Origin of the sequence: Arsukibacterium sp. (assembly GCF_033721375.1) — a bacterium.
In the GTDB taxonomy this organism is placed as follows: domain Bacteria; phylum Pseudomonadota; class Gammaproteobacteria; order Enterobacterales; family Alteromonadaceae; genus Alishewanella.
In genome coordinates this window covers 185,785-200,923 of record NZ_JAWWAP010000002.1, presented here as the reverse complement: position 1 = coordinate 200,923, position 15,139 = coordinate 185,785, and the positions used below count along the sequence as shown (strand labels likewise).

The 15,139-nt window shown below is 50.1% G+C and carries 15 protein-coding genes; 2 read left to right on the top strand and 13 right to left on the bottom strand.

The annotated features are described in order from the left end of the window. Positions 1-97 precede the first annotated feature (97 nt). From R3187_RS04065 to R3187_RS04050, 4 genes are all read right to left on the bottom strand, one after another. Positions 98-1,069, bottom strand: coding sequence for a GGDEF domain-containing protein (locus R3187_RS04065; protein ID WP_318965425.1), 972 nt, complete (start codon positions 1,067-1,069; stop codon positions 98-100). 92 nt (positions 1,070-1,161) lie between these two features. Continuing rightward, positions 1,162-1,656 carry a YfiR family protein gene (locus tag R3187_RS04060; protein ID WP_318965424.1) on the bottom strand — a complete coding sequence of 165 codons (495 nt, stop codon included), beginning with the start codon at positions 1,654-1,656 and terminating at the stop codon, positions 1,162-1,164. Beyond that, positions 1,656-3,623 carry a TonB-dependent receptor gene (locus R3187_RS04055; protein ID WP_318965423.1) on the bottom strand — a complete coding sequence of 656 codons (1,968 nt, stop codon included), beginning with the start codon at positions 3,621-3,623 and terminating at the stop codon, positions 1,656-1,658. Before R3187_RS04055 ends, R3187_RS04060 begins: the two co-directional genes overlap by 1 nt. Beyond that, positions 3,595-4,857: a diguanylate cyclase domain-containing protein gene (locus tag R3187_RS04050; protein ID WP_318965422.1), complete on the bottom strand. Its 1,263-nt coding sequence runs from the start codon at positions 4,855-4,857 to the stop codon at positions 3,595-3,597. The genes R3187_RS04055 and R3187_RS04050 overlap by 29 nt, the downstream gene beginning before the upstream one ends. A 203-nt stretch (positions 4,858-5,060) precedes the next feature. Between R3187_RS04050 and R3187_RS04045 the strand changes: the two genes are divergently transcribed. Then, positions 5,061-5,975, top strand: coding sequence for a pirin family protein (locus tag R3187_RS04045; RefSeq protein WP_318965421.1), 915 nt, complete (start codon positions 5,061-5,063; stop codon positions 5,973-5,975). An 80-nt stretch (positions 5,976-6,055) separates the two neighbouring features. Here R3187_RS04045 and R3187_RS04040 read toward each other — a convergent pair whose 3' ends face one another. The 6 genes from R3187_RS04040 to R3187_RS04015 form a co-directional block, all read right to left on the bottom strand. Beyond that, positions 6,056-6,622, bottom strand: a complete 567-nt coding sequence (locus R3187_RS04040; protein WP_318965420.1) for a type 1 glutamine amidotransferase domain-containing protein — start codon at positions 6,620-6,622, stop codon at positions 6,056-6,058. Positions 6,623-6,716: 94 nt separating this feature from the next. Further along, entirely contained in the window at positions 6,717-7,175 is a 459-nt protein-coding gene (locus R3187_RS04035; RefSeq protein WP_318965419.1) for a hypothetical protein, read from the bottom strand. A gap of 99 nt (positions 7,176-7,274) precedes the next feature. Further along, the gene (locus R3187_RS04030) at positions 7,275-7,901 is read right to left on the bottom strand and encodes a GNAT family N-acetyltransferase (protein WP_318965418.1); all 627 of its coding nucleotides are present in this window, start codon (positions 7,899-7,901) and stop codon (positions 7,275-7,277) included. Between the two features lie 133 nt (positions 7,902-8,034). Continuing rightward, positions 8,035-8,391: a hypothetical protein gene (locus R3187_RS04025; protein WP_318965417.1), complete on the bottom strand. Its 357-nt coding sequence runs from the start codon at positions 8,389-8,391 to the stop codon at positions 8,035-8,037. 10 nt (positions 8,392-8,401) lie between these two features. Continuing rightward, positions 8,402-8,986, bottom strand: coding sequence for a hypothetical protein (locus tag R3187_RS04020; RefSeq protein WP_318965416.1), 585 nt, complete (start codon positions 8,984-8,986; stop codon positions 8,402-8,404). 26 nt (positions 8,987-9,012) lie between these two features. Next, positions 9,013-10,551: a methyl-accepting chemotaxis protein gene (locus R3187_RS04015; protein WP_318965415.1), complete on the bottom strand. Its 1,539-nt coding sequence runs from the start codon at positions 10,549-10,551 to the stop codon at positions 9,013-9,015. A gap of 185 nt (positions 10,552-10,736) precedes the next feature. On the opposite strand from R3187_RS04015, the gene R3187_RS04010 reads away from it, so the two are divergent. Continuing rightward, positions 10,737-11,033: a high-potential iron-sulfur protein gene (locus tag R3187_RS04010; RefSeq protein WP_318965414.1), complete on the top strand. Its 297-nt coding sequence runs from the start codon at positions 10,737-10,739 to the stop codon at positions 11,031-11,033. 78 nt (positions 11,034-11,111) lie between these two features. Here the strand turns inward: R3187_RS04010 and folM are convergent, their stop codons facing one another. From folM to arsJ, 3 genes are all read right to left on the bottom strand, one after another. Beyond that, positions 11,112-11,873 (bottom strand): dihydromonapterin reductase, encoded by a 762-nt coding sequence (gene folM, locus R3187_RS04005; RefSeq protein ID WP_318965413.1) that lies wholly within the window; start codon positions 11,871-11,873, stop codon positions 11,112-11,114. Between the two features lie 62 nt (positions 11,874-11,935). Further along, the gene (locus tag R3187_RS04000; RefSeq protein ID WP_318965412.1) at positions 11,936-13,837 is read right to left on the bottom strand and encodes a putative bifunctional diguanylate cyclase/phosphodiesterase; all 1,902 of its coding nucleotides are present in this window, start codon (positions 13,835-13,837) and stop codon (positions 11,936-11,938) included. Between the two features lie 88 nt (positions 13,838-13,925). Then, positions 13,926-15,137, bottom strand: coding sequence for an organoarsenical effux MFS transporter ArsJ (gene arsJ / locus R3187_RS03995; protein ID WP_318965411.1), 1,212 nt, complete (start codon positions 15,135-15,137; stop codon positions 13,926-13,928). Positions 15,138-15,139: the final 2 nt, after the last annotated feature.

The window sequence follows — 15,139 nt, the reverse complement described above, 5'->3', positions numbered from 1 at the left end:
TGAGTTTACCATCTTAAGCCGAGGGTTGCAGTTGCCCTGCTATGCGCTAATGGCTTGGCAGCATTTGTTGCTCCAACGAGTGGCTGCTGTAACGCTGTCAGACCGGAGCCTGGCGTACCCTGTTGCGCCCGGCCATTTTTGCTTTATAAAGTGCATCATCCGCATGTTGGATCAGGCTGGCAGAGGTGTCTGTTTTCCGGCATTGCGCCACCCCGATACTGGCGGTGCAGACCGGAATCGTGTTATGGGCTGTGGTATATTGCTGCAGCGAAATCCGGATCCGCTCGGCCAGCTCGCCAGCGCTGTCGATTGCGGTATCAGGCAGAATAATCAGAAACTCTTCACCGCCAATTCTGCCGACATAATCGGTTTTTCTAAGTTGTTGCTGACAACACTCTGCGGCAACTTTCAGCGTTTGATCACCCCTCTGGTGGCCAAAGGTGTCATTAATAACTTTAAAGTTGTCCAGATCCAGCATCATAATACTAAGCGGCGCGTGCTGGCGGGTAGCCCGGGATATTTCTATATCCAGTACCCGCATTGTTTCACGGCGGTTAATAATGCCGGTCAGCTCGTCTGTGGTCGCCATTTTTTCCAGTTGAGCTGTCCGTTTTCGTACTTCGGTTTCCAGCCGTTGGTTAGACTCTGCCAGTTGTTGCTCGGCCCGGGTCAGTTCGGCAATTTTCGCCTGCATAGTGCGCTTACTGGGCAGACTGATAGCTTGTGGCAGCAAATACCAGAGCAAAATGGCGGTGGCAATAGAGATAAGGCCGGTAGTCGACTTAATAATACCGTGAATATAATAGTAACCGTGCCACACGTTAATGATGCCCAGTAAGTGGGTGGCGCCACAGAAAAAAATAAAGCCGGCGAACATCAGAAACATCCAGTCAAAACGCAGGTCATCTCTGGCCCGGACCAGCCGGATCAGGGCAACAGGAATAAGCATATAGGCAATAAATGTCAGCAGATCACCACCAACATGCAGGATTAATAAGTCGGTTCGCCACAGTAAACAATGGCCATGCGGCATAAAGTCGCCATTAAGCAGTTCTTTAAAAAATTCCATTTCTTAAGCCGGTCCTTTGATTTTAGCAATGAGCTTAGCTGACATTAACAGACTTTGTCGCGACAAAGGAAACAAAAAATTGTCTGAGTTGGTTAATGGATTTCCTTGGCCAGTTTCAGCATCTGCGCGCTGAGATGAAAGCCTTTTTCCCGGGCTAAGGTCAGGTTAACCCGGAACGAAATCCGATGGGGTTCAGCAATTAAACCAAACATCGCCCCCTGGCGAAATAACTCGGCTCCTTCTACCACAGTGAGGCGGTCGGAGGCTTGCAGCAACTGCGACCATTCGGGTTTGGAGGCAAGTTCTGCAGTTAAATATAATACGGTGCATTCTGTTGCCTGATCGGCCGCCGTTAACAGCGAAACCTGCGCCTGTTTCGCCAGTATCTCTGTTAGCGAATTAAATACCCCGGTATCCTGGGCGATGCAATAGTGCTGCTGCGCCGGTGGATTATCTGACCATTCACTATACTGGACAAACCGGTACAACAAGGCTGCTTTTAACGTTGCCTGGGCCGGCTGGGCGCGGGCAGGCGAGATCAGGCAAGCACCGGCTGCAATGATAAGCACCACCAGCAACCTGCTCATCAGAAGAAATTCCAGTTAACTGATAACTCTGCCGTGCGTCCGGGCTGCCGCAGCGTAGCGGCTGACGGCAGCGGCGCGTCAACGTAGGCTTTATCAAAGACATTTTTCAGGCCCAGCACGATATGCAACTTTGGGTTGTACTGCCAGGATAACAGCAGATCATGCCGGGCATAACCGGGCATTTGCCCGAGACGGCTGGTTCGGGCTGATGTCGCAAACATGTGCCAGTTAAGATGTAGATCCTCCCGCCAGAGCGGTTGGCTGTACTGTGTTTTAAACAGATGTTCCGGCGAGTTGGTTAATCCGGCCTGATCATTTTTATAACGGGCGCGCTGAATGCTGGCCGAAAGTTGCAGTGTTGCACCCGTTTGCCAGGTTTTGCCGGCTGTGGTTTCAAGGCCATAGGCCTCAACAGAGCGGTCATTAAAAAACTGGACGATGGCACTTTCAGCAAAGTTGCCGGTTATCAGATTGCGAACCCGTGAATGATAAACCGTGGCACTGGCAGACCAGCCCCGATCAAACTGAGCCTGCCAGTTTGCTTCCAGCGTGCTGATTAACTCAGACTCAGGGACAGGTAACTCGTTATATAAATTACTTTTCTGCTCATATTCATTGGGCGCGCGAAAAGCCGTACCATAACTGAGCCTGATACTTTGCCAGTTAGACAGCTGCCATATCCAACCGAGCTTAGGGCTGAATTCCCGCACATTCTGCTCGGTATAATCGTAACGAAAACCGCTGATCAATTTATGATTTTCAGAAAGTTGCCAGTTGTGCTGCAGATAAAACCCAATTCGGTTGTTATTGCTACTGGCGCCAAGCACCGGGATAACATCGTCAATACTGAACTGATAACTCTGATGCTGATCATGCTGGCCATCAACACCGAACAGCAAATGGTGAGACGGTTCAGGCGTATAACTTAAGCGTAAATCAAGGTTGGTCCATCTGCCGGTAACATCAAAATGGTAACGGCGAATTTCCCCGGTTGGAAAGATAAACGGCGTGAAAGTGGTCAGATCAAAGCCATTGGTTGATAAATGAGTATACAACTCAGCCTGATCGTTCAGGCTGTAACCGTGCTGCAATGAAATAAAATAATTGCGGTTGTCTATTTTAAAGAGATCACTGCGACTGGGATCTTCTACCAGTGATACGGGTTCCTGTCGGGTTCTGGATACCCCGGCCATTTGTAATTGCAGCCGGCGATAGCGATAGCTGGCAGCCAGTTTATGGTTAACATCATTGTTCAGTGTCTGTTGCGATATCACCGGCTCAGGGGCATTGATATCAGCAAAAACGATATCGTCTTGCTGACTGCGGCTTAGCGAGACCCAACCCTCATGGCCACTTGCATGGCGAAGGCCGTAAGAGAGCGACAGGTCAAGTTGATCGCGCTGATTGGCTGCCAGGGCTAACTGACCTCCCTGCAGCTTATTGCCCCGTTTTGTTATCACATTTACCACGCCCAAAAAGGCATTATTGCCATAGAGCGCTGAACCGCTGCCCGGGCTGTATTCCACCCGGTCAATCAGTTGCGGATCAATATAGAAATTGTTGCCGATCATGCCGGCATCATAAATATTGTCGTTTACTCTGGTGCCATCAACCAGCAGCAGGATTCGCGAGTTGTAGTCGCCGGGCCGGCCTATGCCGCGGGCGCTCAGATAGCCGTAGCTGGTGTCAGAGCTAATGTATAACCCAGGGAAGAAGCTTAGTATTTCAATCAGGTTCCTCAGGCTGAACCGTCTGATATCCTGATCGGTAACAATATGAGTAACCTGGGCCGACTTGCCGGCACTCTGGGCATGGCGCGCTGAGGTCGATACCTCAATCAGAGTCGGATCGGTTGCAGTAGGCTGCTGCAGCAGTTCTTCCAGGGTTGGAACCTGTTGCGCCTGCAGCTGTGTGCTGCTCAGGCACAGCAGCAGCGCTTTAATCAGCACTGTATATCTGATAACCATTTTTCCCCGCCCTTTTTGCCTGATACATGGCCTCGTCTGCCAGCTGTAGTAATGTCGCTGCACTGTTGCTGTGCTGCGGACACAATGCCACGCCGATACTTAATGTTACCGGCATTTGTTTGTTTTTCACCCAAATGGGTTGGTTGATCTTGTGTAATAACCTCTTACACACTTGTTCGGTAAGTTGCGGTGTTACTTGTTTGGGCAGCAACAGGGCGAACTCGTCACCCCCCAGCCGACATAAGGTATCGTCAGCCCGGATTGCAGCCTGGATCCGGTCGCTTATCTCTATCAGCACTTCATCGCCGGCATCATGGCCGAAGTTATCATTCACAAATTTAAAATTATCGACATCGATAAACATCAGCGCCGACATCATATTACTGTTAATACTCTCCAGGACCATCTGGTTTAACAGCTCAGTGAAGCTATGCCGGTTCGGCAGCTGGGTCAGGCTGTCTTTCATTGCAAGATGTTCCAGCTCATCTCCCCGGGCTGCCTGTTGTTGCAATTTGTTGCTTAGCTCTGCCTGCCAGATTTCTGCCCGCTTCAGTAACTCATTGAAGCGTTGGGTTAAGCTGCCGATTTCATCATTGTCGACCACTGAGGCTCTTAACGAAAAATTCCGTTCGCTGGCGACTTTCTCTGCCAGAGCCGACAAGTCAATTAAAGGTGAGAGCGCTTTGCGTTGCAGCGAAATTAACAATCTGGCGGCAAACCAGTAAATAACAATCATCAATGCTGAAATCATAAATAAGCCCCGCAGGAACCAGTTCATTAACTGATGCAAACTCTCGCGGACATACAGTACACCTTCAATGTTATCCCGAACCATTACCGGCACGATCAGGGCAATTTCCAGCCCCTGATAACGCCTTACCGGTTGAGTTGAAGCAGGCAATGGTTGCCAGGGTAGGGTGGGTACATCTGCTAAAGCGGCGAATAACTCTCCGTCAGCACTATACAGTGCCACACCTTTGAGATCGCGGCTTTTGGCAAGTAATTCCAGTTCATGTTCGGCGGCATCGGGGTCATTAAACACCAGCATGGCAGATACATTATTTGCCAGCTGAATAGCGGCAAGCTCTGCCGCACTGCCCTGGCGCTCACGGGCAGTCAGCCACAGCATTATTGCGATCAGGGTGAAGGTAATCAGCATACTGCCCAGCAAAACAGTGAGGTTTTGCCGGGTCAGTTTACGTACCAGTGAATGGCGGGGTTTAATCGGGCTCAACAAAGCCTCTTTACTTTTCATTCTGGAATTTATACTACATTAAGTCATACAAAGCAGCAGTACTTCAACTGATTATAAATGAAACAGCTGATTTGCAAAGCCGGAATGACTGGCCAGCAAGCCTTTCTGTGATTTACTTTGCCGCTGCGCACTGCTTTACTTATCCCATGTGGCAGCGCCGCTGATTACAGAGAGAGGACAGGATGAGTATTACCAGTAAAAATCCGGAAGCTGAATGTGAAGTCGAGCAGGGCTGTGCAGCTATCGCGCAGATTATTGAGCCCCGGCCGCATGATTTAGGCGGATTTACCGTGCGGCGCAGCTTCCCGGTGCGGCAACAGCGCAGCATTGGCCCCTGGATTTTTTTCGATGAGATGGGGCCGGCCGAATTTGCAGCCGGTAATGGGGTAAATGTGCGGCCACACCCGCATATTAATCTGGCGACGGTTACCTATTTGTTCGAGGGAGAAATTCTGCACCGTGATTCTTTAGGAAGTTATCAGCCAATCACGCCAGGTGATATTAATCTGATGGTCGCCGGCAAAGGCATTGTCCACTCTGAGCGCGAACGGCCCGAGGTCACGGGCAGGTTACACCGGTTGCATGGTTTGCAGCTGTGGATGGCATTGCCAGAAGCCGATGAAGAAACCGAGCCGGCGTTTTATCACTACCCTGCGAGTGCGATACCTGCCGCTCTGGTAGATGATGTGCCGGTGCGGGTTTTAATTGGTACTGCTTATGGCCTTGAATCACCAGTGAAAACCTTTTATCAGACGTTGTATCTGGAAGCCGAGTTGCTACCGGGACAAAGCCTGTGCCTACCTGTGGCACCAGAGCGCGGGCTTTATCTGCTATCAGGTGAGCTTAACCTGCAGGATAGCCAGCTGAAAGCACAACAGCTGGCGGTATTGAAACCGGCCGAAGGGGTTGTGATTACCGCTACCGCACCGAGCCGGATTGCTTTGATTGGAGGGGAAACCATTAGCAAGCGCTATATGGAATGGAATTTTGCGTCCAGTCAAAAGCAACGGATAGAGCAGGCCAAACTGGACTGGCAGCAGGGCCGCTTCCCGAAGGTGCCGGGCGATGAGCAGGAATTTATTCCGCTGCCAGTTTGATCTTTTCACCGGTTAAGCACCAAAGCCCGGTTACAAAACTTTGGTGCTTAATTTATAGTCAGGAAATGATAGCGAAGCAGCTAAGCGTGATGGCGGCCTTCGCGTATTTCCTCCAATACTTTTTTATTAAACGCCGGCAAGTCATCGGGGTTGCGACTGGTTACCAGACCGTTATCCACCACTACCGGCTCATCGACCCAGTCAGCACCGGCATTTTTTAAATCGGTACTGATACTGCTGTAAGAGGTAACCTTACGACCTTTTAAGACGCCGGCTTCTGCCAGCAACCAGGGACCATGACAGATAGCGGCTACCGGTTTATTGGCATTGTCGCTGAAAAAGCCCTGAATAAAGTTGATCGCATTTTTATCCTGGCGCAAGGTATCAGGGTTAATCAGACCGCCCGGCAACACCAAACCATCGTAATACTCGGCTTTTACTTCATCGAGGGTTTTATCAACCTTAACTTCGTCAGCCCAGTTTTTACCTGACCAGCCTGTGATCTCGCCGCCGCGTTGCGAGATGATATCCACTTCGGCTCCTGCGTTAAGCAATGCATCACGCGGCGAAGTTAATTCACTTTGTTCAAAACCATTGGTGGCTAAAATTGCCACTTTTTTTCCTGCAAGAGGTTTAATGTCGTTCATATTCGGTCTCCTTCAGTTTCTGGTTGTAAAAAAGGCAGCAGCCGGCAAAGTTTTACAGGTTTGACTGTAAAACTTACCGGTTAGGCCCGCTAAGCTAAATATCTTCCAGCCGGTTGGCCCCGTGCATCATTTGCTGAGCCAGTTCCTTTTCAAGATCGTGCACTTCACCCAGCAGTTCCTGCATTTTTGGCGGATGACTTCGCTCCATTAAATTATGATAGAGCAGAGTAATCAGCTCGTGCTGCTTTTCCACTTCGGTGATAATTTCGTTGGTATCCATCGTGGTATAAGCGTCATCGCAAACCGCTTCTACCATCAGCGGGTGTTTATCAATATGCGCGGTACACCAGGTGTTGAGCGCTTTATCCTCGCCCACATCCTTAAAGCCACGAACCCGGGTTGCCAGGTCCATTTCCTTATCAGCCAGATAATTCAGCAGCAGCTGGGAGCGCTTGTCTGACTGAGCCCGGGCACTGTCAGCGAAACAGTTCGACAAATGCTGATGGTAGCCTGAGGTCCAGTCGAGTAGATCGCGGAATGATTCAACTTTCATAGTTTCTCCTGTCTGCAGATTTAGCTGCGAACTTACTTTAACAAGAGAATATGCAAGGATAAGACCAGCCGCCAACCGCTGTAGTTGACAAGGTAACTGTCAGCGGTTTTTAAAATATGCCAGACGGGAGTGAATATAATTGCGGCACAGTGCTGCCTCAGCATAGTTTTCCGGGGCATCGGCATCTGCATCGTGGCAGGTATGGTAAATGACAAAACCCGCTTTCTGGTAAGTGGCCAGAGCCGCCGGATGATCATCTGAACAGGTGTGTACCCAAATCTTTGGCTTGGTAGCTGTGTCAGCAATAGTATTTACAGCGCCGGTTAGCCATTGCTGGCCCAGGGCAATAGCAGAGTGCAGCAGTAGCGGCCCCAGACCCTTACTGGTGAAAGCAGGCAGCAACCCAAAAAACATTAATTCAACACTGGGCTCCTGCTCAGCGTCAGCATGAAAATTCAACTCAATAAAACCGGCTGGGGTGCCGCTCTTATACAGCACCCAGATACGAACTGCCGGCTTACTCAGATAGTTTAACCATTGCTGATAGTCCCAACTAAGCCGGCTGAACCAACGCCAGTGATTGCCAACCGCAGTGAATAAGAACTGGCTTAACTCCGGGCTGGGGATGGTTGCCTCCATTAACAGGCAATCTGCCGGTAAGCTTGGCAGGGTGAGCATCGGGCCCTGATACTGTAAATACCAGGTGGTAACAAGGTTGTCGTGCATGGTTTTCACTTCAGGGTCAGAAGGTTACATGCTAGCAAAGCCGCTGCCGCAGGTAAATGGACGGTTGGCTTACCCGGTTATGCTTTGTTTATAACGGCTACACATTATTTGCTGCGGATAGCGTTGCAGGCCCCTACACAGGACTAACCGGAAACAGTACCCAGCCCAACGCTTTCTGTGCCGCAGCGTTAAAGACCCGCAGCATAGCGTTAATAATATTTTCAGCAAGTTGCAAGGTGACAATCGCCAGGGAGCGCAGGCGCGCTCTGGCGACCATCCGCTGGTCTTCCAGAAATATTTTGGCACCGTACTCGTCTATCTGGCCCAGTAGCTTCTGGCGGGCGACATACTCAATATCGATTAAAATGCTGCGGGCGATATTGTCTGCCAGTTCACTTACCGCCGGCCAGCTGTCTTGGGCGGCTTGTCTGGCGCTGGTAAGGGCCTCAGCCAGCACATCACCAATATCGGTATCGTTCAGGACGGTCATGATGGCTCCGTTAGCGCCCGGTCTGGCGCAGTTTTGCGATTTCTGCCTGTTGCACCGCCATAATAAAGCGAAGAAGGGAGACATGGCGGCGTGACCAGTCGGCCTGGGTCAGAACGTTGCCAGGTGCCGCCTGGTGCTGCGCTTGCCAGATAACAATCAGGCACTTTAAATCAATAAAGTTTCTTACCGTCAGCGAACTGAATTCAGCCCGGATATCATCAGCGCTGTTGTCGCAGTTTGACGGCAAGGCACTGTCGATATACTGGCTGATTTTGCTTTGTATGCGCTGGCCGCTGGCATCAACCTGGCCGCTATTTGCCATTGCCCGTAACAGCAGAATATTGGCATCAATTAACAGCTCTGCATACAGGTTTTCCATATTGGCGATATGACCAGGATGACTGCGCTCTTCGGTCGTCGGCCGGCTGACCGGGCTTTGCATTCTGCTATGCTCAATAATAGTCGCCGCTTTACGATAAAACTGCTCGCTACCGGTTAATAACTGTTCATCATAGGGCTGCACAAAGGTGGCAGCAGTACAACCGAGCAGGCTTATCAGGCAGGCAAGCAGAAGAAACGGGCGATACCAGTTCATTATTATCAGTCCTTATTATTAAGGCCTCAGCGTTTAAAGCCAATCCTGAAGCCACCCCAATGTTTACCGTTAACAAAAATGGGTACAGATAAGTCATGCAGGATTTCGCCAGTATCCCGCTTATAGGTTTGCAATAACATCGCTTCAGTATTGCTGCCACAACGACTGCCGGTACGGTCAGCAAAAATGCGTTTATTACGATTGGCCAGCAGGTCTTTATTATAGTCACCGCTGAGCGGCTGGCAGAACTTTTTATTGTGGGTGGGGAAATAACCTTTGCGATCAACTGCACCTGCGTAGAGCACCTCGCTGTGCCGGCTGAGAATGGGCTCCTGAATCTGAGGGAAAACCTGGTCGGTATAGCTATCGTAAGCGGTATGAAATTTTGGCGGATTTGTATGAGCGATGGGCTGATACTCTTTGGCAAACAGTTGTTGCTCAGTATACTTGCCATTGCTAATCCCTTGCTGCAGCAGAGCAGCAATTGCCACAGCCGCTTGTTGTGCTTCCTGCAGCAGCGGGCGGTAAAAGCTCTGGTGCTCCAGCTGGCTGAGTTCCCGGTATATGCTTTCGGTTTCCATAGATAAATCAATAGCCTGATTGGCAATGCCGCTGCTTTTCTGCTCTATTTCGTTCAAAGTGCCACTGATACTGCTTATCGCCTGCGTTATCGATGCACTGGTTCGTTCCAGCATGCTACCGGCATTTTCCAGTTGGCTGCTGGCTTCAGCAGCCAGATTAATTTCACTATTGATAAGGCTGAACCCAGTAGTAACCTGCTGCAGCTGCTGCTGAACTTCACCACTTTTTGTTACCAGTAAGCTCATCTGATCGGCAGTCTGGCCACTTTGCTGACGGATCTCTGCCAGCATTTTTGCAATGTCAGCAGTAGCACCAGAGGTTTTGCTGGCAAGCGCCCGCACTTCTTCTGCGACAACGGCAAACCCTCGGCCCTGTTCACCAGCCCGCGCGGCCTCAATCGCTGCATTCAAGGCAAGCAGGTTGGTTTGATCGGCGACATTGTTGATAACCTCAGTTATCCGTTGAATATTATCGGCAGAGCTGCGCAGTTGCTCTAATTCAGCTGCAGAGTGACTGACTGAACTGGCCAGTTGCTGCAGGCCGCTGACGCTGCTGCCCAGTTGTACATCGGCTTGCTGACAGGCGCTGGCGGTTTGCTGAATACTCTTATTCAGGGTTTGCAAGCTATCATTCAGCTGGCTGCTGGTTTGACTCAGTTCACTGCTATTCTGAGCAATCTGGCTACTGGTTGTCGCGCTGAGTTTAATTTCACTGTTCAGACTATCGATAAAAAAAGACACTTCGGCTGAACCGATTGCCAGCTTTGAAGCAGATACTTCGATTCTGCTGATATCGAGCTCAGGTTGCCTGGTATCAGGCAGGGCAGAGGCTAACGCAGGCCGGTTCCGGTTGTAGTGCAGCCAGCAGAAATAGCCTAGTAGCAATATAACCAGCAGAGCACTGCTTACCATGCTGGCACTGCTTAACCAGTATCCAGCCAGCAGCACAACTAAAAGTCCAAGATTAACTAACCACAGCAACATATTAACTCCGGAATATGCACTATTATTAGGCTTAATATGGCATAAATAGGGAAGCGGTAAAGTATTACCGGAGCGGCTGAGACTAAAGTCTAGGCTGTTTTTTATACTAATTTGTTGATGTCCGTCAAAACCGCCAGGCCAGTTTGCCAGTATTATAATAATTACTAAATGCAGGAGAGTAAGCTATGAGCAACTTCAATCGTCGCACGTTTTTCAAAGTATCTGCCGGAACCATTATCGGTCTGACTGCCGGCGGCATCAGTTTAAGTGCGCTGGCAGCAGAGCAGCTGAAGCTGGATGACCCGTTGGCGGCAGCGATGCGCTACACCCATAAATCGGAAGTAGAAGGACAAAAATGCGCTAACTGCAATCTGGTGCAGGGGGAAGCCGGCCAGGAATGGCGGCCTTGTGCTATTTTCCCGGGCAAGTTGGTCGCCAGTGAAGGCTGGTGCGCGGCCTGGGTAAAAAAAATCGCGGCGTAACATATTCAGTAATAACAAACGTCAGTAATAAAAAACGGCCAGCAGGCCGTTTTTTTCTTTAGTTCACGATAACGCTGTTTAAGGCAGTTTTAAATGTCTGCCGCCGTCCAGTGGCAGTATCCGGCCGGTGATGTAGTTACTGTGCAGTAAATATAAAATAGTCTGTAGTACTTCATCGGGCCCCGGCGCTACCGCCATTAATGATTTTGCCAGCGCTTTCTGGCGATAAACGGCATCGTCATCCTCGTTAAACATTACCAATGCTGGTGCTATGGCATTCACTTTAACTTTCGGAGCTAACTGCCGCGCCAGCGACAATGTCAGATTTTCAAGCGCGGCCTTTGAAGCAGCATAAGCCTGATGTTTGCTGCTGCCAACGCTGGCAACAAAGTCTGTTAAGTGAATAATATCGGCGCCATCGCTACTGGCAAGCAACTTAGGCAGTAAAGCGCGGTTCAGTAAATAGGGCGCCCGGGCGTGAATATGCTGCATCGCATCAAATACTGCGGCGTCATGCTGTAATTGCGCTGACAACGATTGGCCGCTGCCGGCCGGTGCGCGGGGTAAATCTGCCTGCCAGCTGGAGGCATTGTGAATAACCGCCCGGATAGCCGGGTAGGGTGCTAAAGCGTCAATAAAAGCTGCCATGCTATCAAGCTGGGTTAAGTCAGCGACAATACAGTGAGCACCGGCTTGTTGCAGAGCGGTAATACCGGCAGTCATTTTGCGGTAAGTTACCAGCAGCTGATAGCCCTGTTGCTGCAATGCCATAGCGCAATGCAGGCCCACCCGCTGGCCAGCTCCGGTGATAATAATAAGACCTTTTGAGGCGTCAGACATAAATATAAGTTCATTCAGATAAAGGCTAAAGCAGGCTATACGTTACAAGGTGGGATCAGGTTTTATTTGCCGGCTTCATTCATTAACTCAGCACTGACATAACCGAGAAAGTCAGTTTCTGGCAGCGGTCTGGCCCAATAAAAACCCTGACCTTCATCACAGCCCAGTAACGCCAGTTGCGCCGCAGTCGCACTGTCTTCAATCCCTTCAGCTACGGTTTTCAGGCCAAGACTTTTACTCATCTGAATAATCGCCCTTACCAGTGGCTCATCCCGCTCGGATAGGCATAGTGACAAAATAAAGGATTTATCAATTTTCAGCCGGCTGGCATTGAAGCGGCGCAAGTAACCCAGATTCGAGTAACCAGTACCAAAATCATCAATCGAAAAGCGGATCCCCAGTTGATGCAAAGCCGTCAGTTGCCGGGCAATATTGTCCCCTTCACCGATCAGCAAAGACTCAGTTAATTCCAGTTCCAGACTATGAGCCGGCAGGGCCGCGGCACTGAGGGCCTGCTGTACCTGTTGCTCCAGTCTGCCATCCCGGAACTGGACAAAAGATAAATTAACGGCGATGGTTAAATCATACCCCTGCTGCTGCCAGCGACTGCAGGCCAGGCACGCTTGCTGCAATACCCACTCGCCAATTTCCACTATTAAACCACTGCTTTCTGCCAGCGGAATAAACTCGTCCGGCGCAATCATGCTGCCATCGGCCTGTGGCCAGCGCAGTAAGGCTTCGGCGCCAATTATCTGCTGATCGCCCAGCCGCAATTTCGGCTGAAAATATAACTGAAATTCGCTATTTTTTAATGCTTTGCGCATAAGTTGTAGCAGGTTGAATTTATCGATACTGGCTTTGTTTAATTCATCATGATAAAAGCGGTATACATTGCGGCCGTCTGCTTTGGCCTGAAACATCGCCATATCAGCATGTTTGCATATTTCGCTGAATTCGTTGCCATCATCGGGCGTAATGGCAATGCCTACCGATCCTGAGATTTCTATCTGATTCTGCATGATAAAAAACGGTGCAGTGGTTTGCTGTAATAAAGCAGTTGCTTTGGCTGCCAGCGCTTCATTATCGTCAAAACCGGGTACCAGCATTAAAAACTCATCGCCACCAAACCGACACAGAACATCGTTTTCACCCAGCAAATTTTCCAGTCTGCGGGCTAATTGCTGTAACAGTAAATCACCTGCCGCGTGGCCCAGCGAATCATTCACCGGCTTAAAATTATCCAAATCGAGCAATATCACTGCCAGTTTATCGGAGCTGGCCAGACACCTGCCATATAAGCGTTGAAAATGTTGCTGGCAATATACCCGGTTGGGCAGGCCGGTAAGCGGATCATGCAACGCCAGATGTTCTATATGAGCCTGGCTTTGTTTGACGCGGTGGTTTTCGCTTTGCAATGAATGCATCAGTTGCTGCTGGTCACGATACAGTAAATAAACGCAACCACCGGTCACCAGTAAAATGGCGCCAATAAATACGAAGTGGGCGGCACTTACTGTTGGGATAACCGGCTGAACGATGCCACTGGTTGCCAGATAGGTCAGGACCCCACAGAACACCAGCATAAAGCTGATTAGCGAGAAAAACAGCCGGCTGTTGCCAAGCATAGCGGCAAAGACCAGCACCCCGGGATAGCCCAGCAGGGCTAAGTCGCGGATACCACCGGAAATAAAAGCCAGCGCTGACAGCATTAAACACATTGCCCACAACAAAATATAGGTCGCGGTAACAATGTGGCGCTGATAAGCCAGCAAAGCGGCTAATCCCAGCGCACAGCAGCCTGCCAGCAACACCCATTTGGTTGTGCCGGAAGCCACTGCCACGGCTAATACCAGGCCAAACAGCGTCAGACCGGTTATCTGTAATAAGCGCTTGGTACGCAGCTTGTTAAGCCGGACCGGAGGATTGACAACGAAAGACTGGCTAAGCTCTGGGTTATTCGGCATTAAAGTCGATACTACATTTTTATCGGGTTTCTTTACTGTAGCCGCATTTTTTATGTTGTGCTAATTGCAGCGAGCTAATTATTACTTATTATTGTGCTGACTTGATTGTTGGCAATAATCCCGAAACTACCACGGTGATCACCAGCATAGCCGATGAGACCCACAAGCAGGTGGCAAGCCCGGCAGTCTGATATAGCCAGCCTGACAGCACAGTACCCAGTAGCCGGCCCATGGCATTGGCCATATAGTAAAAGCCAACATCCATGGAAACACCATCATTTCTGGCATAGCTGACAATTAAATAGCTGTGTACAGCCGAGTTAATAGCAAACACCACCCCAAACAGCATTAACCCTGCTGTCAGCGCAAGTTCAATTTGCCAGTCGGCGCTAAGGGCCAGGGCAATCAGCCCGGGGATAACACACAGCAACAACGCCCAGAATGTGACTGTTTTGCCATCCGGGATAGTGTTTTTGCCCAGCAGCAGCGGTACGATACTTTGCACCCCGCCATAGCCAATAACCCACAATGCCAGAAAGCCACCCACGGTCCAGTGATCCCAGCCAAGGGTGCTGGCTAAAAAAAGTGGCAGGGCAATAACAAACCAGACATCGCGGGCACCAAATAACAGCATCCGGGCCGCCGATAAAATATTAATGGCCCGGCTTTTCGATAACATTTCACTGAATTTAGGCCGGGCAGTGCTTTTCCCAAGGTCCTGCTTTAGTTTGATTAAACTTAAGATCCAGACCAGTAATAAGGCGCCGGCCATAACCAGAATGGCCAGCTGAAAGCCCACGACACTGAGCAACAGGCCGCCGATAAAAAACCCCAGGCCCTTTAGCGCATTTTTGGAACCTGTCAGTAGCGCCACCCATTTAAACAACGTGCCCTGCGCCTCTGTAGCCACCAGCGTTTTGATGCTGCTTTTAGCACTCATTTTGTTTAAGTCTTTGGCGATACCTGACAACGCCTGCGCGGCCATAACCCAGGGCACCACTAAGTAGGCTGCAGGGAGTAACAGCATCGACAGCGCGACAATTTGCAAAAACAAGCCAATGTTCATGGTATTATTTAAACCAATTCGCGCCCCGAGCCAGCCACCGATCAGGTTGGTGATAACACCGAAAATTTCATAAAACAAAAACAGCATGGCAATGCTCAGGCCACTGTAGCCCAGGCTGTAAAAGTGCAGCACCACCAGCATCCGCAGTGCGCCGTCGGTCAGGGTGAATGCCCAGTAATTAGCCGTTACCAGTAAATACTGGCGTACCGCGGGGGAGAGTGCTGCCAGACTCATGT

Excerpts from the sequence above, each read along its gene's own strand:
- R3187_RS04065 (WP_318965425.1), bottom strand. The coding sequence starts at position 1,069 with ATGGAATTTTTTAAAGAACTGCTTAATGGCGACTTTATGCCGCATGGC.
- R3187_RS04060 (WP_318965424.1), bottom strand. The coding sequence starts at position 1,656 with ATGAGCAGGTTGCTGGTGGTGCTTATCATTGCAGCCGGTGCTTGCCTG.
- R3187_RS04055 (WP_318965423.1), bottom strand. The coding sequence starts at position 3,623 with ATGGTTATCAGATATACAGTGCTGATTAAAGCGCTGCTGCTGTGCCTG.
- R3187_RS04045 (WP_318965421.1), top strand. The coding sequence starts at position 5,061 with ATGAGTATTACCAGTAAAAATCCGGAAGCTGAATGTGAAGTCGAGCAG.
- R3187_RS04040 (WP_318965420.1), bottom strand. The coding sequence starts at position 6,622 with ATGAACGACATTAAACCTCTTGCAGGAAAAAAAGTGGCAATTTTAGCC.
- R3187_RS04035 (WP_318965419.1), bottom strand. The coding sequence starts at position 7,175 with ATGAAAGTTGAATCATTCCGCGATCTACTCGACTGGACCTCAGGCTAC.
- R3187_RS04030 (WP_318965418.1), bottom strand. The coding sequence starts at position 7,901 with ATGCACGACAACCTTGTTACCACCTGGTATTTACAGTATCAGGGCCCG.
- R3187_RS04025 (WP_318965417.1), bottom strand. The coding sequence starts at position 8,391 with ATGACCGTCCTGAACGATACCGATATTGGTGATGTGCTGGCTGAGGCC.
- R3187_RS04020 (WP_318965416.1), bottom strand. The coding sequence starts at position 8,986 with ATGAACTGGTATCGCCCGTTTCTTCTGCTTGCCTGCCTGATAAGCCTG.
- R3187_RS04015 (WP_318965415.1), bottom strand. The coding sequence starts at position 10,551 with ATGTTGCTGTGGTTAGTTAATCTTGGACTTTTAGTTGTGCTGCTGGCT.
- R3187_RS04010 (WP_318965414.1), top strand. The coding sequence starts at position 10,737 with ATGAGCAACTTCAATCGTCGCACGTTTTTCAAAGTATCTGCCGGAACC.
- folM (WP_318965413.1), bottom strand. The coding sequence starts at position 11,873 with ATGTCTGACGCCTCAAAAGGTCTTATTATTATCACCGGAGCTGGCCAG.
- R3187_RS04000 (WP_318965412.1), bottom strand. The coding sequence starts at position 13,837 with ATGCCGAATAACCCAGAGCTTAGCCAGTCTTTCGTTGTCAATCCTCCG.
- arsJ (WP_318965411.1), bottom strand. The coding sequence starts at position 15,137 with ATGAGTCTGGCAGCACTCTCCCCCGCGGTACGCCAGTATTTACTGGTA.